This is a genomic window from Sphingomonas xinjiangensis, assembly GCF_014199255.1.
In the GTDB taxonomy this organism is placed as follows: Bacteria; Pseudomonadota; Alphaproteobacteria; order Sphingomonadales; family Sphingomonadaceae; genus Sphingomonas; species Sphingomonas xinjiangensis.
This window is the reverse complement of the sequence record NZ_JACIJF010000004.1, coordinates 229,265-254,058: the sequence shown is the minus strand read 5'-3', so window position 1 is coordinate 254,058 and position 24,794 is coordinate 229,265. Positions and strand designations below refer to the sequence as shown.

Genomic DNA, 24,794 nt, shown 5'->3' with positions numbered 1-24,794 from the left:
TCCCGGAGTATCGGCAACCCATGGGTCTCTTGATGTCGATCTTCACTTGGTGGGAAGGTGCCACCATCGGTACCTCGCTTGGCCTGCGCGGCAAGACCAGGGTTGGCGAGGACTCACTCGGCAACCTGTACTATAGCGGGGGAAAGGATCCGAACGGGATCACGCGCCGCTGGGTGATCTACAACGGTCCCAACGATGCAAGCCGCATTCCGCCTGAATGGTTCAGCTGGCTACACCATCAAATCGATGAAGTGCCCGATGAGGCGCTGCCACCCATGCGCACCTGGGAAAAGGAATGGGAGCCCAACCGGACGGGAACCCAGTTGGCCTACCGGCCGCCCGGGGCCTTGGAAGCCGGCGGTCACCGCGCCCGTTCCACCGGCGATTACGAGGCTTGGACCCCGGACGCATGATGCCGAAGTCCGGACTCGCGGCAGCGATGCTGCTGCTTGGACTTGGTGCGTGCAAGGGCGAGAGCGATCAGGCCGGCAACAATGCCGCCGAGGACCTAGTGGTCACCAGCGGCCAAGGTAACACTGTCGGCGGCGCTGAGATTGTGTCGGTAGACGCTGACAGCAGCGTGACGAACGCAGCCGCCACCCCGATGAGCGAACGTGTCGCTGTTCTGGGTATCCTGAACAAGCGAAACGGAGAGGCGCGCGAGTTCAAGCTGAAGCCGGGACAGGCGGGCCGGATTGGCGATGTCATCGTGCGGTTGCGTGCCTGCGACCGCACAGCGCCCTGGGAAGGCGATCAACTGACCGGTGCCTTCATCCAGTTGGACGTACTGCAGCTCGACAAAAGTTGGCGCCGCGTCTTCTCAGGCTGGCTCTACAAAGAGCGGCCAGCGCTGAATGTCGTCCAACACCCGATTTACGACGTTTGGCCTAAGAGCTGCGCGATGACCTTCCGCGACAATGGGCCAGAGACTGTGCCGGCGCCGACGCCCGGGTCGGGACAGGGTAGTCGGTCGAGCGCGAAGAAATCAGCGGTCCAGGGATCGCCTGAGGCGAGTCCGGCTGAGCCTTCCCCAAGCGCAGCGCCGAGCAACGCGACATAGTCATCCCGCGGTATTTCCACCGCGCCCAGCGAGGCGAGGTGATCGGTTTGGAATTGACAGTCCAGGAGCGAGAAGTCGCCTGCCTGCAAGCGGGCAACGAGATGCGCGAATGCGACCTTCGACGCGTCGCGCACGCGGGTGACCATCGACTCGCCAAAGAACGCGCGGCCAAGCGCCAGCCCATATAGTCCCCCCGCGAGCCTGTGCCCGTCCCAGCATTCGATCGAATGTGCGAAGCCGCGGCGGTGGAGGTCGAGGAATACGCGCTCTATTGGACCGTTGATCCAGGTGTCGGGGCGATCCTGCGCGCATTCCGCGCAAAGCTGAAGGACGCGGGCGAACTCGGTATCCACGGTCACGCGGAAGCGGTCGGATGCTACGGTCTTTCGCAGGGACCGGGAGAAATGAAAGCTTTTGAGGGGGAGTACACCCCGCAGCTTCGGCTCAACCCAATAAACGCCGGAAGCCAGCCGGTGATCGGCCATCGGGAAGACGCCCATCGCATATGCGCGCAGGACCAAGCCAGGATCCAGATCGTCTTGCGTTGCTAGGCGTTGGCTCATCGGCTGCTCACGATATCGCGTTGAACGTATCGTGACACGAAAAAGGGCCGGCGGAAACGTCCACCGGCCCTCTTGGTGTCTTCTTGGGGCTGATCAGGCGTGGCAGGTTTTGGAGCCGGAGCCAGGCAGCGTGACGTCGACGTTCTTGGCGGTGCCGGTGAGCTTGTAGCCACCTTCTGCGACGTAAGGCTGGCCAGCTTCCGGGGCCTTGAGCATGGTGGCCTTTCCAGCCTTTTCGCTCTTCACCTGCACCTGCTTGTCACCCTGAAAAAAGTCGACGAACAAAAGGCTGTTGTCATTGCAGCGCAGCGTAACGCTCGACGCGATCGCCGGCGGAAGTTCGACCGGGGCGGCATTCGCAAGCTGCGACGCCATCGGATCTGGCGCGGTGCTGCTCACTTCCTCGGGCTTGTTCTCACATGCCGAAAGCGAGAGAATCGCTACGGCGGCGGCGAAAATAGGGAGGTTCTTCATCACGTCGCGTGCTTTCCTTAGGCTGCGATCAAAGGTCAAGGGGATTCGGGAGATCACCTGGAGCTTTTGCGATGCAGCGCATAAGCGCGAAATCTTGCTGCAGCATGTCAGAAGGCTCCGGTTCCGACTGGCCTTTGCACTCGCTGCGGCCGCTTAATGAAGCAGGGAAATTCCCAACGCTGGGGAGGCCGGGACTGTAAACGCGAAAACATCGCCGTTTTCGGGCGAGTGCTCAACCCTAAGCGTTCCGCCATGTGCCTCTACTAACGTGCGGGAAAGCGCAAAGCCAAGTTCGACGCCAGCGCGCGACACCGTAGACCCGGAAAGCGCCAGCGCCGCGAGGAATGCTTCGGGAGCATCGGTTCCGGTATGGCCAGCTCGAAACTCGATTGCGTCTGCGCTGACTCGCCGGGTTTCCACAGTGATTACCGCCCCGGGTGAGGATCGTGTCACATCGACCAGATTGCGCAACAGGTTGGCGAGAACTTGAACGATCTGGATGTGATCTACAAATGCTTCTGACGCATCCGCGTCGATCTGCACGCGGAAATCGGGCAGTGGGCCGGCCGCCGCTGCTGTCACCAGCGCAGTAGCCTCATGAACGATGGGCTCGAGCCGATCGACCCTTGGGTCGAGCCCTTCGCGCGACATCATCCTGCGGATGCGCCGGATGATCTCCCCCGCACGCAGCAGTTGTCCTTCGGCTTCTCGGGCGTGAAGAACCGTCTGTTCGGGGCTTGCGTTGCGGGATAGGCGCAAGGCGGCCACGTAATTGGCGGCTGCCGCCAGCGGTTGATTAAGTTCATGAGCGACTGTGGTCGCCACTGCGCCAAGGGCGCTGGTGCGGGTTAATGCGATTATGTGGCGTTCCATCTCCTGCTGCTGGGCGATCAGCCGGTCCCGCTCGGCAAGGCCTGCCCGGAGCGCCGATTCGGTGGCCACTCGATAATGGGCAAGCGCAACGTAGCTAGCGATCGCCTGGAGAAAATAGACCTCGCTCTCATCGAAGCTGTCGGTGCCGCGTCGGCCGAAAGCCAGTGTGCCGAGCAGTTCAGTTTGATGCAGCAGCGGCACGCAGAGAAAGGCGTCGAAGCCCATCTCGCGCACTGCCGTTGCAATCGGTTCGGCCGATTGCTGGGCGCGTTCGATGACGACCATGGCTCGGTCGCGCGCCACGGTACCACACACGCCCTGACCAAGCCGGAGGGTGGGCATCCGCGCGGCCTCTTCCGGGGCCATCCCGGCAGAAGCATTGAGGTGCAGCCCGAAGCGTTCATCATAGCTATAGTGGAAAAACGCATCAAGCCCTAGCTCCGAGCGCGTCGACTCGAGCAAACGGTCGAGCGCTAGAGACAGGTCCGTCGTCTGAAGCAGGTCGGCGGCGAGGGCTGCCAGAAGTTCCAGGAGGCGTTGCCGCGGTGTTTCCCGGCTGCCCTCCGGAAGGGCTCGCAAGGCCGGGATCAAAGTGTCGGCCAACATCATTCTCGCGTTCCTTCCTGCACACGCAAATAAGGATGTTCGCGGGTCATCTGTATTCCGTATTCGTCCCGAAGGAGGTTGAGGCACATCAACTCACGCAAGCAGATCCTTCAGCGCGGCCCAAGCGGGCAGCTTCGCCGCAAGGCCGACGGTGTGCAGCGGACTGCTGGAAGGAAGTGGGACGATGGTGAAGCGCTCGGCGATCTGCCCAAGCTGCTTGACGCCGTACCTGAAGGCGGTGTTCCCGTTAAAGGCGACGGCGCGCAGATGTGGGAGTCCGCCCACCAGCGAGGCGATATCATGTGACACTACATCTTGCATCGCCGCGTCGGTGCTTCCGGTGCGGCGGGCGCTGGCGACTACGTCCCACAAGCCGATGCGCGCCCGCAGAAGCGCGGCTAGACGAGCCTCATAGGAAAGCGGCGCTAGGTCCTCGCCCGCAGCTGGGGAGATGAGGCGCCAGAATTGATTCTGCGCATGGGCGTAATACCGCCGTTCGGCAAGCGAGCGTTCGCCGGGCAGCGAGCCGAGGACGAGCACTTGCACCTCAGCATTGACGATTGGTGGGAAGGAGTGCTTGCGCGGTTCCATAGGCCACGATAGCCTGCGTCAATGGCCCGCACCATCACCCGCTACCGGGATTTCTGGCCCTATTACCTCCAGGAGCATGCCAGGCCGGCAACACGCCGCCTCCATTATGCGGGAACAGCGCTGACCTTCCTGTTTCTGGTTCTGGCAATTTGCTTGGGCGGATGGTGGTGGCTTGCTTTGCCGCTGGCTGGCTACGGGTTCGCATGGGCCGCGCATTTTGGCGTGGAGAAGAACCGGCCGGCGACTTTCACCTATCCGCTTTGGTCGCTCCTGTCTGATTATCGCATGTTCTTTCTATGGCTGGCTGGCCGTTTGGAGCCGCACCTCAAGCAGGCTGGCGTGCCGACATAGTTTCACTTGCTTGCGGGAGCCGCCCTCGAGCCGCTATTTAGCCGCCATGCATGTAGTACCGGATACGCTCGCGCTGATCGGCAAAACACCGCTGGTGCGGCTCAAGGGCCCGAGCGAGGAAGCGGGTTGCGAGATTTACGGCAAATGTGAATTTGCCAATCCCGGCGCTTCCATCAAGGACCGCGCCGCCTTGTTCATTGTGCGTGATGCCGAGGAGCGAGGACTGATCCGGCCCGGCGGCACCATCGTCGAAGGGACGGCGGGCAACACTGGCATTGGCGTGGCGCTGGTCGCGAATGCCCGCGGCTACAAGACCATCATCGTCATGCCCGAGACGCAGAGCCGCGAAAAGATGGACACGCTGCGCGCGCTGGGTGCCGAACTGGTGCTGGTGCCGGCTGCGCCCTACTCCAATCCAGGGCATTTCGTGCACACGTCGCGCCGCATCGCGGGAGAGACGCCCAATGCGATCTGGGCCAACCAGTTCGACAACACGGCCAACCGTAAGGCCCATATCGTTGGCACTGCCGAGGAAATTTGGAACCAGATGGAAGGGCAGGTCGACGGCTTCACCTGCGCGGTCGGAACCGGCGGGACGCTTGCCGGCGTTGCACTTGGGCTCAAGGCCAAGGACGAGCGGGTTTGCATTGCGCTTAGCGATCCGCATGGGGCGGCGCTGTATGATTATTACGCGCATGGCGAGTTGCACTCTGAAGGGTCGTCGGTCGCCGAAGGGATTGGGCAGGGGCGGATCACCGGCAATCTGGAAGGTGCGCCGATCGATACTCAGTTCCGTATCTCGGACGAGGAGGGACTCGCCTGGGTCCGGCGCCTGTTGGCGGAGGAGGGCCTGTGCCTCGGACTGTCGTCCGGCATCAACGTGGCCGGGGCGGTGCGACTTGGCCGGCATCTTGGACCGGGCAAAAGGATCGTCACGATCCTCTGCGATACGGGCTTCCGCTACCTTTCTACGCTCTACAATCCCGAGTGGCTTCAGTCGAAGGGCTTGTCCGTACCCATCGCAACAGCGACGAGCTGAGCAGCTGCGTAGACAGGGGGCGGAGGAGGTGTTACTTTTCCGCCACAGCTATGAAGTCGGGATCGCACCAGGACTCTGCCCAAGCGATGCAGCGCTTCCGTGTCGGGATGACCGGCTTGGCGGTTGTGCTGGTGCTTATTGGATTGGCGAGTATTTTGTTTTCGTCGGCCAACCGCGATGAGCCGGTTTCTGCGGTGGGGGCGCCGAATTCCGCGGTGGTGGCCAACATGACCGATGGTGCGTCCAACAGCGCGGCGACGGTCAAGGGGCGGGATGAGCCTTTGGCCGAATTGGGTGTGACGCCGAGCACTTCCTCCACTGCAACTCCCGAGAGCGCGGAGTCGCCGCGGCCCTGATCGGGGTCGCAGTCTAACATCTTGTCGACGCGGAAAGCGTAGTCGCTTGCGGCTGCGCTTTTTGGCGTTTGGCCGAAATCAGGAACTTAGGTTGAACATACCATGACTCTTCACAGAACATGGGTCCAGAGTGGCGGTTGGTGGGGCCATTTCCCGTAAAATCCCCGGATTTTCCGTTGTCGCCCGCATCCATCTACGTTAGGAACTGCACCAGGAAGACGATCCCTTCCGGCGCAAGCCGGAGCCGGTCCGCATGGGGAATTGTGCGGCCTTCGGAGCATCAGGGACGGTTCCAAAGGGGTGCGGCGTGGCGGACAGGGAGCTCTTCGAGGGATTTGCGCTCCAGGCGGTCGACCTGAAGGGTCGCGTCGCCATCCCCGCCGACCTGCGCGCCGCCGCCGAACGTAATTCCGATATCCGCCAGATCGTCGTGGGGCTGCATCCCGAGGACGCGTGCCTGTCCGCGCACGACCTGAGCTGGTCCAAGGAGAAATACGACCGCATCGACCGCCGCGAGCAGCAGGCGTCGGACCGTGGCGAAGTCACCGGCAGCAGCGCCAAGCGCCGCGCGTTCGGCCAGGTCGAAAAGGCGCCGTTCGACGACAGCGGCCGCTTCGTGCTGCCGCCCTTCTTCAAGATGAAGGCGAAGATCGGAAAGTGGGCGTTCTTCAACGGATCGGGCGAGACGTTCGACATCTGGGCACCCGAAGTGCTGATGGCGGACGAGAATGCCGATCCGGGCCTGCGCGAGATTTGTGCGTTTCTGTGCGAGAGCAAGGGGGTGAAGCTGTGAGCGCGCCCGGCCAGCCGCACATCCCGGTCCTGCTCGACGAAGTGATCGACGGCCTCGCCATCCAACCCGGCGAGCGGCACGTCGACGCGACCTTCGGCGCGGGCGGATACACCAGAGCGATCCTCGCGCAGGGTGCCGAGGTGGCCGCTTTCGATCGTGACCCCTCTGCGATCGAAGGCGGCCAATCCATTGTCGCCGAGCACGATGGCAAACTGACGCTGATCGAGGCGCCGTTCAGCCAGCTGGCGCATGAGCTGGAAAGCCGCGGGCTGGCGCCGGTCGACGGCGTGACGCTGGATATCGGCGTGTCGTCGATGCAACTGGACCAGGCCGAGCGCGGTTTTTCGATCCAGCAGGACGGTCCGCTCGACATGCGGATGAGCCAGGCGGGCGAGAGCGCCGAGGACTGGCTGAACTCGGCGGACGAAGCCGACATCGCCGACATACTGTTTCAATTTGGCGAGGAGCCCCGGTCGCGCCGGGTCGCGCGCGCGATCGTCTCCGCAAGGCCCCTTAAGCGAACCTCCGAACTGGCGAACGTGGTTAGGAAAGCCTTAAACCATAAGCCGCATGACAAGAAGGATCCGGCAACCCGGATCTTCCAGGCGATCCGCATTCACCTGAACCGCGAGCTCGACGAGCTGGTGGAAGGGCTGGCTGCGGCCGAGCGCGTGCTGAAGCCCGGCGGGCGACTGGCGGTGGTGACGTTCCACAGCCTGGAGGACCGGCTGGTGAAGCGGTTCCTGCGCGAGCGCAGCGGCAGCGAGCCGGCGGGATCGCGGCATCGTCCGGCGGTGGGGCCGCGGGCGGCGCCGAGTTTCGAAACGCCCGCAAAGGCCGTGCGGCCGAGCGAGGCGGAATTGACGCGTAATCCGCGTGCCCGGTCGGCGACGTTGCGCGTGGCGCGGCGCACGGCGGCGGCACCGTGGTGTGAGTGAGGGAGTGGCGTAGATGGCGATGAATCGGTTCAAGGGCGTAGGCTGGTTCCTGTGCGGCGTCGTCGTCGCGCCGGCCTGCTACCTCGTGAACTCGCATGGCGCTGCCGAGCTGGCCAAGCTCAACGCGACCAAGGCCGCCATCGTCGCTGCGCAGAAGGACATCCGCCAGCTGGAGACCGAGTTCAACACCCGCGCGAATTTGGCCCAGCTCGAGCGTTGGAACGGCGAAGTGCTGGCGCTGGCCGCCCCGGACGCGCAGCAGTTCCTGTCAGGGGAAGTCGCTTTGGCGAACCTCGATCAAATGCCCGGCGGCGCCGAGGTGCAGACCGCCGCCCTGATCGTGCCGACCGGCGTGGCGAGTGCTCCTGCCGTCGCAACGCCGCTTCCCGCCCAGTCCCAACCCGCGCAAGCCGCGCCGAATGTCGCCGCGCCGGCAAAGGCCGTGGCGCAGGCGGGTGAGGACTTGAACAAGCTGATGAAAAAAGCCGATCGCCGCGCCGTGGCCATGACCGAAGCCGGGGTTCTGAGCGCATCCACTCTGGACGACCTCGCCAAGCTGGCGAAGCGCGAGAAGCTGGCGCTGCGTTGATCGTCGTCGTCGCCCCGCCGGTCCGGCAGGGCCGTACGGGCGGGCCCCGGCAGGCGCTCGTCGCCGTCGCGCAACTGCGCCTGATGGTGCTGTCGCTGCTGTTCGGTGCGGGGATGCTGGTGGTGATCGGCAAGCTGGCGCTGCTGGCGCTGTGGGCGGAGCCCGCCACCGCGCGCGACATCGCTGCGGGCCTGATCCCGCCGCGCGGCGACATCGTCGACCGTACCGGCGCACCGCTGGCGCGCACGATCGACGCGTGGACCATCGCCATTCACCCCAACCAGGTGATCGGCGACAAGGCGGTGCTGGCCCAGAAGCTGGCCGAATTGATGCCCGAGCAGAGCAGCGGGCAGTATCTCGCGATTTTGAAATCGGGCAGCGGCTTCGCGTTTCTGAAGCGCCGCGCGCTTCCAGAGCTGGTGAGCGCGGTCAATGCGCTGGGCGAGCCGGCGATCGAATTCCAGCGCGAGCCGGACCGGCTGTATCCGCAGTCCACCATGGCGGCGCACGTGCTTGGCTTTATCGATTCAAACGGGCGTGGCGTCGCCGGCATGGAGAAGGTGCTGGACAAGCGCTTGTCCGATCCGGCGCTGCGCGGACAGCCGGTCGCGCTTTCGATCGATTCCCGGGTCCAGGCGGCGCTGGAAAGCGAGCTTGGCGGGGCGATGAACACCTTCCGGGCGCGCGGCGCGGCGGGCATCGTTCTTGACGTGCACACCGGCGAAGTGATGGCGATGGTGTCGCTGCCCACGTTCAATCCCAACGCGATCAAGGGGCCGCCGCCGCGCAACAACGTGACGCAGAGCGTGTACGAGCTTGGATCGACCTTCAAGCCGCTGGCGGTCGCCGGCGCGATCGACGCTGGTCTGCTTACATCGATGGGGCGGCGGTTCGACGCGACGCACCCGCTTCAGGTCGGGCGCTTCCGGATCAGCGACGATCCGGGCGACGAGACCTTTCGCTGGCTGACCGTGCCCGAAGTGCTGATCTACTCGTCCAACATCGCCACTGCACGGATCGCCGACGAAATGGGCGCGGCGCGGATGCAGAGCCTGTTCCAGCGGCTCGGTTTCGACCAGCGGCCGCAAATCGAACTGAACGACGGCGCAAAGCCGCTCTGGCCGACATTCTGGGCGCGCACCACAGTGATGACCACTGCCTATGGCCACGGCATCGCGGTGACGCCGCTGCACCTGGCCAATGCCTATGCGGCGATGGTCAATGGGGGCACGCTGCGCCCGGCGACCTTGCTCAAGGTCGCGCCGGGCAAAACAGTGGCGGGGACGCGCGTGATGAACGAAGCCACCAGCGTGCGGATGCGGCAGATGCTGCGGCTGATCGTGCTGAAAGGCACCGGCCGGATGGGCGAGGCCAAGGGCTATCGCCTGGGCGGCAAGACCGGCACCGCCGAAGCCGCGTCCGCGGGTGGATATGACAAGGGGCGCAACGTATCGACCTTTGCTGCGGCTTTCCCCATCGACGCACCGCGCTATGTGGTGGTCGCCATGCTCGATTCACCCCAGCGCACCGCCACCGTATCCCGTACTACCGCCGCCTGGACCGCATCGCCGGTGGTCAGCCGCCTGGTCAGCCGGACCGGCTCGATCCTGGGTGTGACCCCCGACAATAGCCGCGAAATCGAACTGAGCGACCTGATGCCGCTGCTCTGGACCGGCCCCGCCGGCGCGAAGGCGGCACGATGAAGCTGAATACGCTGATCGGCGGGAGCGACCCGGCGGTTGTCACCGGCTTTGCGATCGATCACCGCAAGGTGGCACCCGGCACGGTCTTCGGCGCTTTCCAGGGCGCGCGGGTGAACGGCGAGGACTTCATCGCCGACGCCGTGCGGGCCGGGGCCGTTGCGGTCGTCGCCCGGCCCGAGGCCGAAGTGGCCGGCGCCGTGCACATTGCCAGCGACAACCCGCGCGAGCGCTTCGCGCAGCTTGCCGCGGGTTTCTTCGCACCGTTTCCGGACACGTCGGTTGCGGTCACGGGTACCAACGGGAAGACGTCCAGCGTCGAGATGACGCGGCAGCTGTGGCGCATGGCGGGGCATCACGCGGCGTCGATCGGCACGCTGGGGGTCACCACCGCCGATGAGCGCGTGAGCACCGGACTAACCACGCCCGACATCGTCACCTTCCTGTCCAATGTCGCCGGGCTGGCGCGCGAGGGGGTGACTCACCTTGCCTTCGAGGCGTCGTCGCACGGACTGACGCAGTACCGGACCGAGGGGTTGGCGGTGCGCGCCGCGGCTTTCACCAATCTGAGCCGCGACCATCTTGATTACCATGGCGACATGGCGGCGTATTTCTGTGCCAAGCTCCGGCTGTTCGCCGATGTGCTCGACATCCACGGAACGGCGGTGGTGTGGGCCGACGATCCGCATGCGCCGCGCGTGGAAGAACTGGCGCGGATGCGCGGCAACCGGCTGATCACGGTCGGCGAGCATGGCGAGACGCTGAAGCTGGTCGCGCGAATGCCGACGCTGCTTGGCCAGGGGCTGGTGATCGAAGCCGAGGGTATGCAGCACAAGGTGAACCTGCCGCTGATCGGCGCGTACCAAGCGGCGAACGCACTGGTTGCCGCGGGGCTGGTGATCGCGACGGGGGGAGACGTGGCGCGGACGATTTCGGACCTAGCCCGGTTGCAGCCGGTGCGCGGCCGTTTGGAGCGTGCGGCGATCACCCGGCAGGGTTCGCCGGTCTATGTCGATTATGCGCACACGCCCGACGCCATTGAAGCGGCGGTCGCGGCGTTGAAGCCGCATGCCGAAGGGCGGCTGATCCTGGTGCTTGGCGCCGGCGGGGACCGCGATCCCGGCAAGCGCGAGCCGATGGGCCGGGCGGCGGCTGAAGGGGCGGACATCGTGATCGTGACCGACGACAATCCGCGCAGCGAGGATCCCGCCGCGATCCGCCGCGAGATCCTGAAAGGCGCGCCCGACGCACGCGAAATCGGCGACCGCCGCGCGGCGATCGGCGCGGCGATCGAGCTGGCGCAGGCCGGGGACATCGTGCTGCTGGCGGGCAAGGGACATGAGCAGGGGCAGATCGTCGGCGACCTGGTGCTGGCGTTCGACGATGTTGCCGTTGCGCGCGAGTGCGCGGCGTGAGCTTTGGGCGTGACAAGGCTCTCCTCCGTCGAGGGAGAGGAGGGGCATGACGGCACTGTGGACCGCTGCGGAGATCGCTGCTGCGACAGGCGGGGTGGCTTCGGCGGACTTCGATGTTTCTGGCGTGACCTTCGACTCGCGCGAAGTGGGGCCTGGCGACCTGTTTCTGGCGCTGAAGGGGGAGGCGACCGACGGGCACCGCTTCGTTGCGCAGGCGTTGGCGCAAGGGGCTGCGGGCGCGCTGGTGTCCGACGTGGTCGAGGGGCCGCATGTGCTGGTTGCCGACACCGTCGCCGCGCTCGACGCGCTTGGGCGGGCCGCGCGGGCGCGGATGCACGGCCAGGTGATCGGCGTCACCGGCTCGGTCGGCAAGACCGGAACCAAGGAAGCGCTGTTCGCGGCGCTCGATCGTGTCGAGCCGGGCTGCGCGCATCGATCGGTCAAGAGCTACAACAACCATACCGGCGTACCGTTGAGCCTGGCGCGGATGCCGCGCGACGCGCGGTTCGGCGTGTTCGAGATGGGCATGAACCATGCCGGCGAGCTGGCGCAGCTCACCCGGCTGGTGCGGCCGCATGTGGCGATCGTCACTGCCATCGCGCCGGCGCACATGGGCTTTTTCGAATCCGAAGCGGCGATCGCGGCGGCCAAGGGCGAGATATTCCAGGGGCTCGTGCCCGGGGGCACCGCGGTGGTGCCCTTTGACAGCGCGTATCGAGAGCAACTGATCGATGCGGCGCGGCCCTATGCCGAGCGGATCGTGACGTTCGGGCTTGGCAAGGGCGCGGACTATCGTGCGGTCGAGGCGATGCGGACCGCGAACGGGACGTTCGTCTCGGCGCGCTTCGGTGTGCGCGAGCTGAGCTTCAACTTGTCGCAGCCAGGGGCACATTGGGTGTCGAACGCCATAGCGATCCTGGCCGCAGTGGACGCGGTGGGCGGCGACATGGAGATGGCGGGACTGGCACTGGCCGAGATGGGCGGGCTGGCTGGCCGCGGAGCGCGGACGGTGGTGCGCGTCGGCGAGGGCGAGGCGCTGGTCATCGACGAAAGCTATAACGCCAACCCTGCTTCCATGCGCGCGACGCTGGACGTGCTGCGCCAGGAGGCCGGGCGCAAGCTGGTGGTGCTGGGGGAGATGCGCGAACTGGGCGAGCAGTCGCCCGCGTTTCACGCCGAACTGGCCGCGCCGATCGAGGCTGCCGGCGTGTCGCACGCGGTGCTGGTCGGCGAGGCGATGCGCCCGCTCGCAAAGGCGCTTGAGGGGCGGATCGATTTCGTCCATGTGCCCGACGCCGCGATGGCGCGCGAACGGCTCGAAGCCGTGCTGGCGCCGGGAGACGCGGTTCTCGTCAAGGGTTCGAATGGCGTGCGGTTGTCCACATTGGTGGCGGCGCTGGCGGAAAGGGCTGTTGCCTAATGCTGTACCTGATCGCGGAGCATCTGGGCTTCCCCGGTGTCCTCAACCTGATCCGGTATCTTACCTTTCGCACCGGCGCGGCGGTGGCGACCGCGCTGCTGCTGGGGCTGATCATCGGGCCGCGCTTCATCGGCTGGCTGCGCGTGCGCCAGGGCAAGGGGCAGCCGATCCGTGCCGACGGGCCGCAGAGCCACCTGGCAAAGCGCGGCACGCCGACCATGGGCGGGCTGATGATCCTGACCGCGCTGACCGTCTCGCTGCTGTTGTGGATGGATTTGAGCAATCCCTATGTCTGGGCGTGCATGTTCGTCACCTGCGGGTTCGGAATGATCGGGTTCCTCGACGACTATGACAAGGTGCGCAAGGCGAGCACCGCGGGCGTTTCGGGGCGGACGCGGCTGATCGGTGAGTTCGTCATTGCCGGAATCGCAAGCTGGATCATCATCTCGCAGGGGTCGACGCAGCTCTATGTGCCGTTCCTGAGCGGCGTGCATCCGGATCTGGGCTATTTCTATATCGTCTTTGCCGCGTTCACGATCGTGGCGTTCGGCAATGCGGTGAACTTGACCGACGGGCTGGACGGGCTGGCGTCGATGCCGGTGATCATCGCCAGCCTGGCGTTCATGGTTATCGTGTACCTGACCGGCAACGTGAAGTTCGCGACGTATCTGGGCATCCCGCATGTGCCGGGATCGGGCGAGCTGGCGATCTTTTGCGGCGCAATCATCGGCGCGGGGCTGGCGTTCCTGTGGTTCAATGCGCCGCCCGCAGCAGTGTTCATGGGCGACACCGGCAGCCTGGCGCTGGGCGGAGCGCTGGGCACCATCGCGGTCACCTCGCACCATGAGCTGGTGCTGGGCATCATCGGCGGGCTGTTCGTGGTCGAGGCGCTGAGCGTCATCATCCAGGTGTTCTTCTTCAAGCGCACCGGCAAGCGGGTGTTCAAGATGGCGCCGATCCACCACCATTTCGAACAGCTCGGCTGGTCGGAGCCGACGGTGGTGATCCGCTTTTGGATCATCGCGTTCGTGCTGGCGCTGGCGGGGCTTTCCACGCTGAAGCTGCGGTGATCACGAGCAGCGCCTGGCGCGGCAAACGCTATGCGGTGCTCGGGCTGGCGCGTTCGGGGCTGGCGAGCGTGCGTGCGCTCGAGGCGAGCGGGGCGGAGGTTTTTGCCTGGGATACGAGCGAGGCGGCGCGTAGCGGGCTGGCCTCTGTGGCGGACCCGCTTACACTCGACCTTACCGGGTTTGCGGGTGTCGTGGTGTCGCCTGGCGTGCCGCTCAACCGGCATCCGATTGCGGCGCATGCGGCGTCGTTCGGGGTGCCGGTGATTGGCGACATCGAACTGTTCGCGCAGGCGCGCGGCGGTTTGCCGGCGCACAAGGTTGTCGGGATCACCGGGACGAACGGCAAGTCGACCACGACGGCGCTGATCGATCATATCTGCCGCACCGCGGGTGTAGCGTCGCTGGCGGGGGGCAATATCGGGCTGCCGATCCTGGGGCGCGATCCGCTGCCCGAGGGCGGCGTCTATGTGCTCGAGCTTTCGAGCTACCAGATCGACCTGACCACCAGCCTGGATTGCGACGTGGCGGTGCTGCTCAACATCACGCCGGATCATCTCGACCGTTATGACGGGTTCGAGGGCTATGCTGCGTCCAAGGCGCGGTTGTTCGCGATGCAGTCGCGGGGGCATGCCGCCATCATCGGGATCGGCGACGCTGCGTCCGCCAGCATCGCGCGGCAGCTTGCGACCTCCGGACGGTCGGAGGATCTGACCAAGATCGCGCCGGGCGTGTGCATGGACCAGTCGCGCTGGCCGGCGCTGCAAGGGCCGCACAATGCCCAGAACGCGCTGGCGGCGATTGCCGCGTGCGAGGCGCTGGGGATCGAACAGGCGGCGATCGACCGGGGCCTGGCAACGTTCGGCGGTCTGCCGCACCGGATGGAGCGGGTGGCGACACGGAGCGGCGTGCTGTTTGTCAATGACAGCAAGGCGACCAACCCGACCTCCACCGCGCCGGCGCTGTCGGCGTTCGGGCGTATCCACTGGATTGTCGGCGGGCTGGCCAAGACCGACGATCTGGAGGCGTGCCGGCCAGGCTTCGGCCATGTCGTGAAGGCCTATACGATCGGTGAGGCGAGCGCGTCATTCGCAGACATCCTGTCGCCCGACATGCCGGTGGAGCGTTCGGGCACATTGGAGGCCGCCGTGCGCAGCGCCGCCGCGCAGGCGCAGCCGGGCGAGACGGTGCTGTTGTCGCCGGCGTGCGCGTCGTTCGACCAGTTCAAGGATTTCGAGGCGCGCGGCCAGGCATTTCGCGATGCCGTCGAGGCGCTGGCATGAACAAGCCGGCCGAGACGCAGGCAGTGAGCACCGAGGTGAAGCGGCGGGTGTCCAACCAGCTGAGCCGCGCCAACACCTCACGTGCGGGCATGTGGTTCTGGGAAGTGGACCGCGTGCTGCTGCTGCTTGCGATGCTGCTGATCGCAATCGGGCTGGTGGCGGTGGCGGCGGCTTCGCCGGCGACTGCGCGGCGCTATTCGGGCGCCGGGCATGTCGTCCCGGCCATGTATTATTTCTGGCGCCAGCTGATGTGGGTCGGTGTCTCGATGCCGGTGCTGATCGGCGTGTCGATGCTGCCGGTGACGCTGGCGCGGCGTTTGTCGCTGCTGGGCGCGGGGTTTTTCCTGTTCCTGCTGCTGCTCGTGCCGTTTATCGGGCATGAAACCAATGGTGCGCGCCGTTGGATCAGCCTGGGCTTTTCGGACCTGCAACCCTCTGAGTTCCTGAAGCCGCTGTTCATCGTGTCGACCGCCTGGATGCTGTCCTTCCGCGCGAAAGACCCCGAATTGCCGGTGTTGTTCATTACCGGCGGAGTCACGGCACTGGTCGGCGTGCTGCTGATGATGCAGCCCGATTTCGGCCAGACGATCGTGTTCGCGCTGGTGTGGGTCATCCTGCTGATCGTGTCGGGCATTTCGCCCCTGGCGATCGGCGGATTGGCTGGAACGGCGGTGGCCGGCGTGGTCGCGGCCTATATCTTCTACGACACCGCGCGCACGCGCATCGACAATTTCCTGTTCCCGACCAAGGAAGCGGCGCTCGCCGACCGGTACCAGGTCGAGATGGCGCACGACACGCTGACTGCCGGCGGGCTTACCGGCACCGGCCCGGGCAGCGGCCAGATGAAGTTCCGCCTGCCCGAGGCGCATACCGATTACATCTTTTCGGTGATCGGCGAGGAGTTCGGGCTGCTCGCCTGCATCGTGATCGTGCTGCTCTATGCCGCGATCGTCGTCCGCGTGCTGATGAAACAGCTGGACGAGGAGGATGCGTTCCGCCTGCTCGCGGCATCCGGCCTTGCCGCGCAGTTCGGTGTGCAGGCGCTGATCAACATGGCGGTGAACACCGGCATCGCGCCGTCCAAGGGAATGACGCTGCCATTCATCAGCTATGGCGGGTCGTCGATGATCGCGCTGTCGATCGGCTTTGGCCTGCTGCTCGCTTTCACGCGGCGAAACCCGTATCTGAAGCGCTCATCCTATCGGGGGCGTTGGAGCAACACATGACGAACGCGCGCAGCTATGTTCTGGCAGCGGGGGGAACCGGGGGGCATATGGTTCCTGCGGCGGCGCTGGCGGCCGAGCTTGCCAGCCGGGGACACCATGTCGCGTTGGTGAGCGACGACCGGGGCGTGCGCTTCCCCGGGCTGTTCGAGGATGTCGAGACGCATGTGCTGCCGGCCGGACGGCTGGGCGGCGGGCCGCTGGGCTATCTGCGCGCCGGGCGCAACGTGTTGGCCGGGCGATCGATGGCGCTGCGGCTGTACAAGGAATTGAAGCCAGCGGCGGTGATCGGCTTTGGCGGCTACCCCGCGTTGCCATCGCTGCTGGCGGCGTTTCGCGCTGGCATCCCGACGGTGATCCATGAGCAGAACGCAGTGCTGGGCCGGGTGAATCGATTCGTGGCCGGGCGTGTGAAGGCGATCGCAACGTCCTATGACCAGGTCGAGCGGATGAAGCCGGGATGGACCGCCAAGACGCATCTGGTCGGCAATCCAGTGCGCGAGGCCGTGCTGAGGCTGCGCGAGCGGCCGTATCCGGCGCTGGACGAGGACGGCATCTTTCGCGTGCTGGTGACCGGCGGGAGCCAGGGCGCGACCGTGCTGAGCCAGGTGGTGCCCGACGGGCTGGCGCTGCTGCCGGTGCATTTCCGCCGCCGATTGCAGGTCACGCACCAGGCGCGGATCGAAGACATCGACTCCGTGCGCGCCAAGTACCAGGCGCATGAGATCCCCGCAGACCTGGCGACCTATATTGCCGACATGCCCGAGGCGCTGGCCTGGGCGCATGTGGTGATCGCGCGCGCAGGCGCGTCGACCATCGCCGAGCTGACCGCCGCCGGGCGTCCGGCGATCCTGGTGCCGCTGCCTTCGGCGACCGACGATCACCAGACCGCCAATGCGCGCGAGATCACCAAGGCGGGTGGCGCGCGGACGATCCCGCAGCGGGCGTTCACTGCCGCCGAATTGGCCAAGCAGATCCAGAAGCTCGGCCTCGACACGCAGGGGCTGGAGAATGCGGCCGTGCGCGCGCGCAGCTGCGGTCGTCCGCATGCCGCCAGCGACCTGGCCGATCTGGTGGAATCGATTCACGCGCCGACCGCACCCATCGCGATCCGGCGCAAGGCAATTCAAGGAAGGCTTGCGCACGCATGAACGGTTTCGGCGCATGAAGGGTGTCGCAACCGACATCGGCACGATCCACTTTGTCGGGATCGGCGGCATCGGCATGTCGGGCATTGCGGAGGTGATGCACAATCTGGGCTATCAGGTGCAGGGCTCGGACGTAGCGGAGAGCTATGTCGTGCAGGGTCTGCGCGACCGCGGCATCCCGGTGACGATCGGGCACAATGCCGACAATCTGGGCGACGCGGCGGTGGTGGTGACTTCCACGGCGATCGTGCGGACCAACCCCGAAGTCGAAGCGGCCTATGAGCGCCGCATCCCCGTGGTGCGCCGCGCCGAGATGCTGGCCGAGCTGATGCGGCTCAAGTCGACGGTGGCGGTGGCGGGAACGCACGGCAAGACGACGACCACGTCGATGATCGCGGCGCTGCTCGACGCGGGCCATGTCGATCCGACGGTGATCAATGGCGGGATCATCAACCAGTATGGCTCCAATGCCCGGCTGGGCGACAGCGACTGGATGGTCGTCGAGGCCGATGAGAGCGACGGCAGCTTCTTGCGGCTGGACGGTACGATCGCGGTGGTGACCAACATCGATCCCGAGCATCTCGACCATTATGGCTCGTTCGACCGCGCCAAGGACGCCTATGTCGAGTTCGTCGAGAACGTGCCCTTTTATGGCGCGGCCTTGCTGTGCCTCGACCATCCCGAAGTGCAGGCGATCATCCCGCGTGTGCGCGACCGGCGGATCGTGACCTATGGCTTTGCCGCTTCGGCCGACGTGCGCGGCGTCAACGTCACGCCCCATCCGGGCGGCAACCGCTTCGAAGTGATCATCCGGCATCGCGACGGCACCACGCGTTCGATCGAGAATATCGACCTGCCGATGCCCGGGCGCCACAATGTCCAGAACGCGCTGGCGGCGATCGGCGTGGCGCTGGAACTGGGCATCGAGGATGCGACGATCCAGCAGGGCTTCGCCCAGTTCGGGGGCGTCAAGCGGCGCTTCACCAAGGTGGGCGAAGTCGATGGCATCACGGTGATCGACGATTATGGCCACCACCCGGTCGAGATCCGCGCAGTGCTGTCGGCGGCGCGCGAGAGCGCGCAGGGCCGCGTGATCGCAGTGATGCAGCCGCACCGCTATTCGCGGCTGGGCAATCTGATGGACGACTTCGCCCAGGCATTCAACGATGCCGACATGGTGTTGGTGAGCCCGGTTTATGCCGCCGGCGAGCATCCGCAGGAAGGCGTGTCGTCGGAGGCGCTGGTCGAGGGCGTGAAGCGGCGCGGACACCGCTCGGCCGCGACGGTTGACGATGCAGGGGCGCTCGCACGCGTTCTGGCCGATGCGGCGGTGCCCGGCGACCTGGTCGTATGCCTGGGGGCGGGCGACATCACCAAATGGGCCGCAGGGCTGGCCGACGGCATCGCGCAGGCGCGGGCGGGTGCGGTCGCATGAGCGACTGGTTTTCCACCGCCGTCGAAATGCAGCGCGAGATCATCCAGGCGCAGCAGGCGCAGATGGCCGCCGCGAAGACGATGCTCGATGCCGGCAAGCAAATGACGGCCTTGCAGGATGCCGGGCAGAAAGCGGCGGCGGCGAACCTGGCGCTGTGGGGGCAATGGGCCAAGCTCTGGGGCTGGAAGTGAGCGTCTGCTACGCGCTGCCCCCGGTTCGCGGACGATTGACGCATGGCGCGCCGCTTGCCCCGCTGGTCTGGTTCAAAGCGGGTGGGGCGGCGGAATGGCTGTTCGAGCCGGCGGATGTCGATGATCTGAGCAATTTTCTCTTCGCACTCGATCCCTTGGTGCCAGTCATGGGGCTGGGGCTGGGCTCCAACATGATCGTGCGTGACGGCGGGGTGCCGGGCGTGGTGGTGCGGTTGGGCAAGGCGTTTGCCAAGGTCGAGCGCGTCGATGACGTCACGCTGCGCTGTGGTGGCGGGGCGAGCGGCATTCTGGTGTCGTCGAGCGCACGCGATGCGGGAATCGGCGGCGTCGAGTTCCTGCGCTCCATCCCCGGCACGGTCGGCGGGTTCGTGCGGATGAACGGCGGCGCTTATGGGCGCGAGACCAAGGACGTGCTGGTCACATGCGACGTGGTGCTGCGATCGGGCGAGCGGCGGACGCTGGCGCTGGCCGATCTGGGCTATACCTATCGGCACAGCGACTTGCCCGAGGGTGCGATCGTGGTGTCGGCGGTGTTTCGAGGTCGCCCTGAGGAACCGGGGGTGATCCAGGCGGAGATGGACCGTATCGCCGCCGCGCGCGAGGAATCGCAGCCGCTGCGTTCCAAAACCGGCGGATCGACCTTCAAGAACCCGGACGGGCACAAGGCCTGGGCGCTAGTCGATGCCGCCGGCTGTCGCGGCTTGCGGCGGGGCGATGCGCAAGTGAGCGAGAAGCACTGCAACTTCCTGCTGAACCTGGGCAATGCCAGCTCGGCGGATATCGAGGCGCTGGGCGAAGACGTACGCGCCAAGGTGAAGGCGCAGTCGGGCGTGACGCTCGAATGGGAAATCCAGCGAATTGGGGTAGAGAAGTGACGCAGTTGCACATCGCCGTGCTGATGGGTGGGTGGTCCGCCGAGCGCGAGGTTTCGCTTATGTCGGGCAATGGCGTTGCCGATGCGCTGGAAGCACGCGGGCACCGGGTGTCGCGTGTCGAGCTGACGCGCCAAGTGGCGGTGACGCTGGCCGAGCTGAAGCCGGACGTGGTGTTCAATGCGCTGCATGGCACGCCCGGCGAGGACGGCACGGTGCAGGGGATGCTCGACCTGATGGGCGTGCCTTACACCCATTCGGGGCTGGTCACCTCGGTGATCGCGATCGACAAGCAGCTGACCAAGCAGGCGCTGGTGCCGCACGGCGTGCCGATGCCGGGCGGGCGGATGGTCAAGAGCCCCGAGCTGTTCGAGCGCGATCCGCTGCCGCGGCCTTATGTGCTCAAGCCGGTCAACGAAGGCTCGTCGGTGGGCGTGGCGATCGTCACTGCCGAGGGCAATTACGGCAACCCGATCGCGGCGGAGGCCAAGGGGCCCTGGCAGGAATTCGACGAACTGCTCGCCGAGCCGTTCATCCGGGGGCGCGAGCTGACCACCGCGGTGCTGGGCGACCAGGCGCTGGGAGTGACCGAGCTGAAGCCCAAGAGCGGCTTTTACGATTATGATTCGAAGTACACCGACGGGCTGACCGAGCATGTGTTTCCGGCGCAGATCGCCGACGAGGTGACGGAGGCGTGCAAGCGGATCGCGTTGGACGCGCACCGGCTGCTGGGGTGCAAGGGCGCGTCGCGTTCTGACTTCCGCTGGGATGATAGCCAGGGGATCGAAGGATTGTTCCTGCTGGAGGTGAATACCCAGCCTGGGATGACTCCGCTCAGTCTTGTTCCTGAGCAGGCGCGGCACCTTGGCATCAGCTATGGCGAGCTGGTGCAGCGTATCGTCGATGAAGCTTTGGGAGCGGCCGCGTGAGCCGCAGGCCCGTTCAGCGGACGGCGACGCGGCGTGGCGCCACGCCCAAGCCGCGCAAGGCGCCGGCGCGGCGGCCCAAGCGCGCAGGACTGCTCGACCAGGCAGTGGCGGCGTTGCCGTTCAGCGAAAAGACGCTGCAAGGGATCGCGACCTGGAGCATCGTCGGCGCGGTGGGCGCGGCGGTGCTGGCGGTGGGCGTATGGGCCGGGGTGCCGGGCATGGTGGGTGTGGCTGCCGCCAATACGCTGGGCGATCTGGGGCTGCGGGTGGACGAGATCCAGATCGACGGCATCAAGCGGATGGACAAGATGACTGTCTATTCGCAGGCGCTGGACCAGGATTCGCGCGCGATGCCGCTGGTCGACTTGAAGCTGGTGCGCGAGCGGCTGCTCAAATATCCCTGGGTGCAGGATGCGCGTGTGTCGCGGCGGCTGCCGGGTACGCTGCGCGTGTTCATCGTCGAACGCCAGCCCGCAGCGGTGTGGCAGAACCACGGCCAGTTGATGCTGGTCGATACCGCCGGCGTGCCGCTGGAGCCGGTGTCGGCCGACGCGATGCCCGACCTGCCGCTGCTGATCGGGGAGGGCGCCAATTCGCAGGAACCTGCCCGCAGCATGCTGCTGGAAGCGGCGCCGGCGCTCAAGCCGCTGGTGCGCGCGGCGACCTGGGTGGGCAACCGGCGCTGGGATCTGACGTTCAACACGGGCGAGAAGTTGCAATTGCCCGAAGGTGAGGCAGAATCGCGCCAGGCGCTGCACAAGTTCGCGGAGATGGACGGCGAGCGGCGCTTGCTCGGCAAGGGCAGCCTGCGCTTCGACATGCGGGTTCCGGGCAACATGGTGGTGCAGCGGCGCGTGATGCCGCAGACGGCGGCGGCCGACGCGGCGAAGACAGGGGAATAGAGTCATGGCGAAGCTTCCGACCGAAGGGCTGATCACTGCACTGGACGTGGGCTCGTCCAAGGTGTCGGCGCTGATCGCGCAGCGCACCGACAGCGGGTCGCTGGTGGTGCTGGGCACGGGCCAGCGCGAAAGCCGCGGCGTCAAGCGCGGCTATGTCGCCGACATGCGCGCGACCGAGATCGCGATCCGCGAGGCAGTGGAACAGGCCGAGCGCATCGCCGGGATCAACATCGAGAATGTGTGGGTCAGCTTCTCGGCGGGTGGGCTGGTGTCCGACGTGGTGAAGCTGGAGGCCGACCTGGGCGGCCACCGCGTGGAGCAGGCCGACATCGATGAACTGCTCAAGGCCGGGCGCGATGCGATCGACCCCCAGGGGAAGATGGTGCTGCACGCGCAGCCGACGCGCTACACGGTCGATGGGCTTGCCGGCGTGAAGCGGCCGCTGGGGCTGCATGCCGATCGGCTGGGTGTCGACATCCACGTCGTTTCCACCGACGGATCGCCGGTGCGCAACCTGGATCTGTGCGTCCGTTCGGCGCATCTTGAGGTGCGCTCCATCATCGCCGCGCCGGTGGCGACCGGGCTTGCCTGCTTGACCGAAGAGGAACGCGAACTGGGCGTGGCGCTGGTGGAGATCGGTGCGGGCGTGACCAATGTGTCGGTGTTCGCCGGCGGCGTGCTGGCCGGGCTGGCATCGATCCCGATGGGGTCGGCGGACGTGACCGACGACATCGCCTCTGCCTTCGGCACCGCGCGGCAATGGGCCGAGCGCACCAAGTGTTTCCACGGATCGGCCAATCTGAGCCCGCGCGACAATCGCGAGACAATCGACGTGATGCCCGCGACGCCGGAAGAAAGTGCGGCAGACGCGCTGCGCATCACCAAGGCGCAACTGAACGGCATCATCCGCCAGCGGCTGGAGCGCTTGATGGGCGAGATCCAGAAGGAATTGAAGAAGCTTGGCTTCCAGGATCCGGTGGGCCGTCAGATCGTGCTGACCGGAGGCGGCGCAGAGCTGAAAGGCATCGCCGATTATGCGCAGCAGGCGCTGGGAAGTGCCGTGCGCGTCGGGCGCCCGCGTGGCCTGGCAGCTTTGCCGGACGCGCATGCGGGGCCGGCGTTCACCACGCTGGCCGGGCTGGCGCGGTTCGCGGCGTCCGATCCGATCGACCTGCGCAGCCTGGAGCCGTCGCACCAGATGGTGACCCGGGCGAGCCCCGGCGCGGTTTTGCAGCGGCTAATGGCGGCGTTTAGGGCGAATTATTAAAGAAATGGGGCATGCGGAGCGGGTTTGGGCTAGAGTCGCCCCCCCGGTTGGTGCAGGAAAGGTTTACACGCGCCGTTCCGTGCAGGCGGCGCAGGGAGATCATAGATGAGCATTGAGTTTCTTCCCGCAGATGTCGACGAACTGACGCCCAAGATCACGGTGATCGGCGTCGGCGGCGCGGGTGGCAATGCGATCGCGAACATGATCCGTGCGGACGTGCAGGGTGTCGAGTTCCTGGTCGCCAACACCGACGCACAGGCGCTGAAGCAATCGGCAGCCTCGCAGCGCATCCAGCTGGGCGCCAAGATCACGCAGGGTCTGGGCGCAGGATCGCGCCCCGAGATCGGCCGTGCTGCGGCCGAAGAGACCATCGAGGACGTTCAGAAGTCGCTTGAAGGGGCACATATGTGCTTCATCGCGGCCGGCATGGGCGGTGGCACCGGCACGGGTGCGGCACCGGTGATCGCCAAGGCGGCGCGCGACATGGGCATCCTGACGGTTGGTGTCGTCACCAAGCCGTTCGCGTTCGAAGGCAAGCGCCGCGCGGGATCGGCCGATGCCGGCATCGAAGAACTGCAGAAGTATGTCGATACGCTGATCGTCATTCCGAACCAGAACCTGTTCTTGATCGCCAACGCCAACACCACGTTCAAGCAGGCCTTTGAAATGGCCGACGAGGTGCTCCAGCAGGGCGTTCGCGGCATCACCGACCTGATGGTCATGCCTGGCCTCATCAATCTCGACTTCGCCGACGTCCGTTCGGTGATGCAGGAGATGGGCAAGGCAATGATGGGCACCGGCGAAGCCGATGGTGACGACCGTGCGCTGATCGCGGCGCAGAAGGCGATCGCCAACCCGCTGCTGGACGGCGTGAGCATGAACGGCGCCAAGGGCGTGATCGTGTCGATCACCGGCGGCGAGGACATGCGCCTGCTCGAGGTCGACGAAGCCGCGAACCACATCCGCGAGTTGGTCGATCCCGACGCGAACATCATTTGGGGTTCGGCGTTCAACCCCGAACTGGAAGGCCGCATCCGCGTTTCGGTGGTCGCCACAGGCATCGACGCCGATGCGCAGGCACGGCCAGCACCGGCTCAGGCAGCCGAGCAGCCGCGGGTATTCTCGTTCGCTAGCCCCCGCCGGACCGCACCTGTGGCGGCGCCCGCCGAATCGGCAGAACCGGAAGCCCCAGCCGCCGCGCAAGCCGAGCAGCCCGAGCAATTCGCCGCAAGCGCGCCTGTGCCTCAGCCGCCGGTCGAGGCGCCCCGCGTGCCTGAGCCCTATGCGCCGGCGCCGGCGCCTGTGCAGCAGGCCGTTCCGGACACCGGCGACGTCGGCGGCGACGAACTGCTGCTGGGATCGGACAACGCCGTCCCGGCGCAGCCGGCCGCGCCTCAGCCCGCTGCTGCGGCACCCGCGCCCGATTTCGGCAGCCGCCGCCGCTGGTTGACCGGCGCCGAGGAGGAGGAAGCGTCGCAAGCGAAGCCGGGCCGCCGTTCGGGCGGGACCCTGTTCGAGCGGATGGCATCCGCATCACGCGGCAGCAAGGCTGCTGGCGACGACGACGACAAGGACCCGCTGGACATTCCGCGCTTCCTTCGCAGCCAGAACAATCAGTAAGCAGACGTTGGCCGTCGACTTGGCTCTGTTGAGCGCAAGGCCGGCGGCACGTCAGCCGATGTTTAGGC

At 66.2% G+C, this 24,794-nt stretch carries 25 protein-coding genes and 1 pseudogene; 22 read left to right on the top strand and 4 right to left on the bottom strand.

The features are described 5' to 3' along the window. The first annotated feature begins 20 nt into the window (after positions 1 to 20). Entirely contained in the window at positions 21 to 413 is a 393-nt protein-coding gene (locus tag FHT02_RS09295; protein ID WP_184086757.1) for an NADH:ubiquinone oxidoreductase subunit NDUFA12, read from the top strand. Beyond that, positions 296 to 838: pseudogene (locus tag FHT02_RS22030) on the top strand (DUF2155 domain-containing protein); the annotation flags it as partial. The gene FHT02_RS09295 and the pseudogene FHT02_RS22030, both read left to right, overlap by 118 nt. A 35-nt stretch (positions 839 to 873) precedes the next feature. On the opposite strand, the gene aat reads toward FHT02_RS22030, so the two are convergent. From aat to FHT02_RS09270, 4 genes are all read right to left on the bottom strand, one after another. Continuing rightward, a complete protein-coding gene (gene aat, locus FHT02_RS09285; protein WP_184086755.1) occupies positions 874 to 1,623 on the bottom strand; it encodes a leucyl/phenylalanyl-tRNA--protein transferase in 750 nt (249 codons plus the stop codon). Positions 1,624 to 1,716: 93 nt separating this feature from the next. Further along, the gene (locus FHT02_RS09280) at positions 1,717 to 2,097 is read right to left on the bottom strand and encodes a hypothetical protein (RefSeq protein ID WP_184086753.1); all 381 of its coding nucleotides are present in this window, start codon (positions 2,095 to 2,097) and stop codon (positions 1,717 to 1,719) included. A 153-nt stretch (positions 2,098 to 2,250) separates the two neighbouring features. Then, entirely contained in the window at positions 2,251 to 3,579 is a 1,329-nt protein-coding gene (locus tag FHT02_RS09275) for a GAF domain-containing protein (RefSeq protein ID WP_184086751.1), read from the bottom strand. A 90-nt stretch (positions 3,580 to 3,669) separates the two neighbouring features. Beyond that, positions 3,670 to 4,167 carry a DNA-deoxyinosine glycosylase gene (locus FHT02_RS09270; protein WP_184086749.1) on the bottom strand — a complete coding sequence of 166 codons (498 nt, stop codon included), beginning with the start codon at positions 4,165 to 4,167 and terminating at the stop codon, positions 3,670 to 3,672. Positions 4,168 to 4,188: 21 nt separating this feature from the next. Here FHT02_RS09270 and FHT02_RS09265 point away from each other — a divergent pair, with 21 nt between their 5' ends. From FHT02_RS09265 to ftsZ, 20 genes are all read left to right on the top strand, one after another. Continuing rightward, a complete protein-coding gene (locus FHT02_RS09265) occupies positions 4,189 to 4,518 on the top strand; it encodes an Mpo1-like protein (protein WP_184086747.1) in 330 nt (109 codons plus the stop codon). A gap of 46 nt (positions 4,519 to 4,564) precedes the next feature. Then, positions 4,565 to 5,557: a cysteine synthase A gene (locus tag FHT02_RS09260; protein WP_184086745.1), complete on the top strand. Its 993-nt coding sequence runs from the start codon at positions 4,565 to 4,567 to the stop codon at positions 5,555 to 5,557. Positions 5,558 to 5,643: 86 nt separating this feature from the next. Continuing rightward, complete coding sequence (locus FHT02_RS09255) at positions 5,644 to 5,913, top strand: hypothetical protein (protein WP_184086743.1); 270 nt, start codon at positions 5,644 to 5,646, stop codon at positions 5,911 to 5,913. A gap of 307 nt (positions 5,914 to 6,220) precedes the next feature. After that, positions 6,221 to 6,706, top strand: coding sequence for a division/cell wall cluster transcriptional repressor MraZ (locus FHT02_RS09250; protein WP_184086740.1), 486 nt, complete (start codon positions 6,221 to 6,223; stop codon positions 6,704 to 6,706). Then, positions 6,703 to 7,644 carry a 16S rRNA (cytosine(1402)-N(4))-methyltransferase RsmH gene (gene rsmH, locus FHT02_RS09245; RefSeq protein WP_184086738.1) on the top strand — a complete coding sequence of 314 codons (942 nt, stop codon included), beginning with the start codon at positions 6,703 to 6,705 and terminating at the stop codon, positions 7,642 to 7,644. Before FHT02_RS09250 ends, rsmH begins: the two co-directional genes overlap by 4 nt. A 13-nt stretch (positions 7,645 to 7,657) precedes the next feature. Then, positions 7,658 to 8,233, top strand: coding sequence for a hypothetical protein (locus FHT02_RS09240; protein ID WP_184086736.1), 576 nt, complete (start codon positions 7,658 to 7,660; stop codon positions 8,231 to 8,233). Continuing rightward, positions 8,230 to 9,936 carry a peptidoglycan D,D-transpeptidase FtsI family protein gene (locus FHT02_RS09235; protein WP_184086734.1) on the top strand — a complete coding sequence of 569 codons (1,707 nt, stop codon included), beginning with the start codon at positions 8,230 to 8,232 and terminating at the stop codon, positions 9,934 to 9,936. Before FHT02_RS09240 ends, FHT02_RS09235 begins: the two co-directional genes overlap by 4 nt. Continuing rightward, positions 9,933 to 11,348: a UDP-N-acetylmuramoyl-L-alanyl-D-glutamate--2,6-diaminopimelate ligase gene (locus FHT02_RS09230; RefSeq protein ID WP_184086732.1), complete on the top strand. Its 1,416-nt coding sequence runs from the start codon at positions 9,933 to 9,935 to the stop codon at positions 11,346 to 11,348. The genes FHT02_RS09235 and FHT02_RS09230 overlap by 4 nt, the downstream gene beginning before the upstream one ends. A 46-nt stretch (positions 11,349 to 11,394) precedes the next feature. Then, positions 11,395 to 12,768, top strand: a complete 1,374-nt coding sequence (locus FHT02_RS09225; protein WP_184086731.1) for a UDP-N-acetylmuramoyl-tripeptide--D-alanyl-D-alanine ligase — start codon at positions 11,395 to 11,397, stop codon at positions 12,766 to 12,768. After that, the gene (gene mraY, locus FHT02_RS09220; protein WP_184086729.1) at positions 12,768 to 13,838 is read left to right on the top strand and encodes a phospho-N-acetylmuramoyl-pentapeptide-transferase; all 1,071 of its coding nucleotides are present in this window, start codon (positions 12,768 to 12,770) and stop codon (positions 13,836 to 13,838) included. The genes FHT02_RS09225 and mraY overlap by 1 nt, the downstream gene beginning before the upstream one ends. Beyond that, positions 13,835 to 15,118, top strand: a complete 1,284-nt coding sequence (murD, locus tag FHT02_RS09215) for a UDP-N-acetylmuramoyl-L-alanine--D-glutamate ligase (RefSeq protein WP_184086727.1) — start codon at positions 13,835 to 13,837, stop codon at positions 15,116 to 15,118. The genes mraY and murD overlap by 4 nt, the downstream gene beginning before the upstream one ends. Beyond that, positions 15,115 to 16,344, top strand: a complete 1,230-nt coding sequence (locus tag FHT02_RS09210) for an FtsW/RodA/SpoVE family cell cycle protein (protein ID WP_246352280.1) — start codon at positions 15,115 to 15,117, stop codon at positions 16,342 to 16,344. The genes murD and FHT02_RS09210 overlap by 4 nt, the downstream gene beginning before the upstream one ends. Then, positions 16,341 to 17,492 (top strand): undecaprenyldiphospho-muramoylpentapeptide beta-N-acetylglucosaminyltransferase, encoded by a 1,152-nt coding sequence (gene murG / locus FHT02_RS09205; RefSeq protein ID WP_184086725.1) that lies wholly within the window; start codon positions 16,341 to 16,343, stop codon positions 17,490 to 17,492. Before FHT02_RS09210 ends, murG begins: the two co-directional genes overlap by 4 nt. 13 nt (positions 17,493 to 17,505) lie before the next feature. After that, positions 17,506 to 18,924, top strand: coding sequence for a UDP-N-acetylmuramate--L-alanine ligase (gene murC, locus FHT02_RS09200; RefSeq protein WP_184086723.1), 1,419 nt, complete (start codon positions 17,506 to 17,508; stop codon positions 18,922 to 18,924). After that, on the top strand, positions 18,921 to 19,115 hold the full coding sequence (locus FHT02_RS09195; protein ID WP_184086721.1) for a hypothetical protein: 195 nt from the start codon (positions 18,921 to 18,923) through the stop codon (positions 19,113 to 19,115). The genes murC and FHT02_RS09195 overlap by 4 nt, the downstream gene beginning before the upstream one ends. Further along, positions 19,088 to 20,011: a UDP-N-acetylmuramate dehydrogenase gene (murB, locus tag FHT02_RS09190; RefSeq protein WP_184086719.1), complete on the top strand. Its 924-nt coding sequence runs from the start codon at positions 19,088 to 19,090 to the stop codon at positions 20,009 to 20,011. The genes FHT02_RS09195 and murB overlap by 28 nt, the downstream gene beginning before the upstream one ends. 5 nt (positions 20,012 to 20,016) lie before the next feature. Beyond that, positions 20,017 to 20,937: a D-alanine--D-alanine ligase gene (locus tag FHT02_RS09185; protein WP_281393140.1), complete on the top strand. Its 921-nt coding sequence runs from the start codon at positions 20,017 to 20,019 to the stop codon at positions 20,935 to 20,937. After that, positions 20,934 to 21,839 (top strand): cell division protein FtsQ/DivIB, encoded by a 906-nt coding sequence (locus FHT02_RS09180; RefSeq protein ID WP_184086714.1) that lies wholly within the window; start codon positions 20,934 to 20,936, stop codon positions 21,837 to 21,839. Before FHT02_RS09185 ends, FHT02_RS09180 begins: the two co-directional genes overlap by 4 nt. A gap of 4 nt (positions 21,840 to 21,843) precedes the next feature. Beyond that, a complete protein-coding gene (gene ftsA / locus FHT02_RS09175) occupies positions 21,844 to 23,106 on the top strand; it encodes a cell division protein FtsA (RefSeq protein WP_184086713.1) in 1,263 nt (420 codons plus the stop codon). 105 nt (positions 23,107 to 23,211) lie between these two features. Then, positions 23,212 to 24,726: a cell division protein FtsZ gene (gene ftsZ, locus FHT02_RS09170; RefSeq protein WP_184086711.1), complete on the top strand. Its 1,515-nt coding sequence runs from the start codon at positions 23,212 to 23,214 to the stop codon at positions 24,724 to 24,726. The last annotated feature ends 68 nt before the right edge of the window (positions 24,727 to 24,794 follow it).

Bases quoted from the DNA above. Each gene is read 5' to 3' on its own strand.
- murB (WP_184086719.1), top strand. From the start codon at position 19,088: ATGGGCCAAGCTCTGGGGCTGGAAGTGAGCGTCTGCTACGCGCTGCCC.
- murC (WP_184086723.1), top strand. From the start codon at position 17,506: ATGAAGGGTGTCGCAACCGACATCGGCACGATCCACTTTGTCGGGATC.
- murG (WP_184086725.1), top strand. From the start codon at position 16,341: ATGACGAACGCGCGCAGCTATGTTCTGGCAGCGGGGGGAACCGGGGGG.
- aat (WP_184086755.1), bottom strand. From the start codon at position 1,623: ATGAGCCAACGCCTAGCAACGCAAGACGATCTGGATCCTGGCTTGGTC.
- FHT02_RS09225 (WP_184086731.1), top strand. From the start codon at position 11,395: ATGACGGCACTGTGGACCGCTGCGGAGATCGCTGCTGCGACAGGCGGG.
- mraY (WP_184086729.1), top strand. From the start codon at position 12,768: ATGCTGTACCTGATCGCGGAGCATCTGGGCTTCCCCGGTGTCCTCAAC.
- FHT02_RS09280 (WP_184086753.1), bottom strand. From the start codon at position 2,097: ATGAAGAACCTCCCTATTTTCGCCGCCGCCGTAGCGATTCTCTCGCTT.
- FHT02_RS09195 (WP_184086721.1), top strand. From the start codon at position 18,921: ATGAGCGACTGGTTTTCCACCGCCGTCGAAATGCAGCGCGAGATCATC.
- FHT02_RS09295 (WP_184086757.1), top strand. From the start codon at position 21: ATGGGTCTCTTGATGTCGATCTTCACTTGGTGGGAAGGTGCCACCATC.
- FHT02_RS09240 (WP_184086736.1), top strand. From the start codon at position 7,658: ATGGCGATGAATCGGTTCAAGGGCGTAGGCTGGTTCCTGTGCGGCGTC.
- FHT02_RS09260 (WP_184086745.1), top strand. From the start codon at position 4,565: ATGCATGTAGTACCGGATACGCTCGCGCTGATCGGCAAAACACCGCTG.
- FHT02_RS09255 (WP_184086743.1), top strand. From the start codon at position 5,644: ATGCAGCGCTTCCGTGTCGGGATGACCGGCTTGGCGGTTGTGCTGGTG.
- FHT02_RS09265 (WP_184086747.1), top strand. From the start codon at position 4,189: ATGGCCCGCACCATCACCCGCTACCGGGATTTCTGGCCCTATTACCTC.
- FHT02_RS09210 (WP_246352280.1), top strand. From the start codon at position 15,115: ATGAACAAGCCGGCCGAGACGCAGGCAGTGAGCACCGAGGTGAAGCGG.
- ftsZ (WP_184086711.1), top strand. From the start codon at position 23,212: ATGAGCATTGAGTTTCTTCCCGCAGATGTCGACGAACTGACGCCCAAG.
- ftsA (WP_184086713.1), top strand. From the start codon at position 21,844: ATGGCGAAGCTTCCGACCGAAGGGCTGATCACTGCACTGGACGTGGGC.
- FHT02_RS09230 (WP_184086732.1), top strand. From the start codon at position 9,933: ATGAAGCTGAATACGCTGATCGGCGGGAGCGACCCGGCGGTTGTCACC.
- FHT02_RS09275 (WP_184086751.1), bottom strand. From the start codon at position 3,579: ATGATGTTGGCCGACACTTTGATCCCGGCCTTGCGAGCCCTTCCGGAG.
- FHT02_RS09270 (WP_184086749.1), bottom strand. From the start codon at position 4,167: ATGGAACCGCGCAAGCACTCCTTCCCACCAATCGTCAATGCTGAGGTG.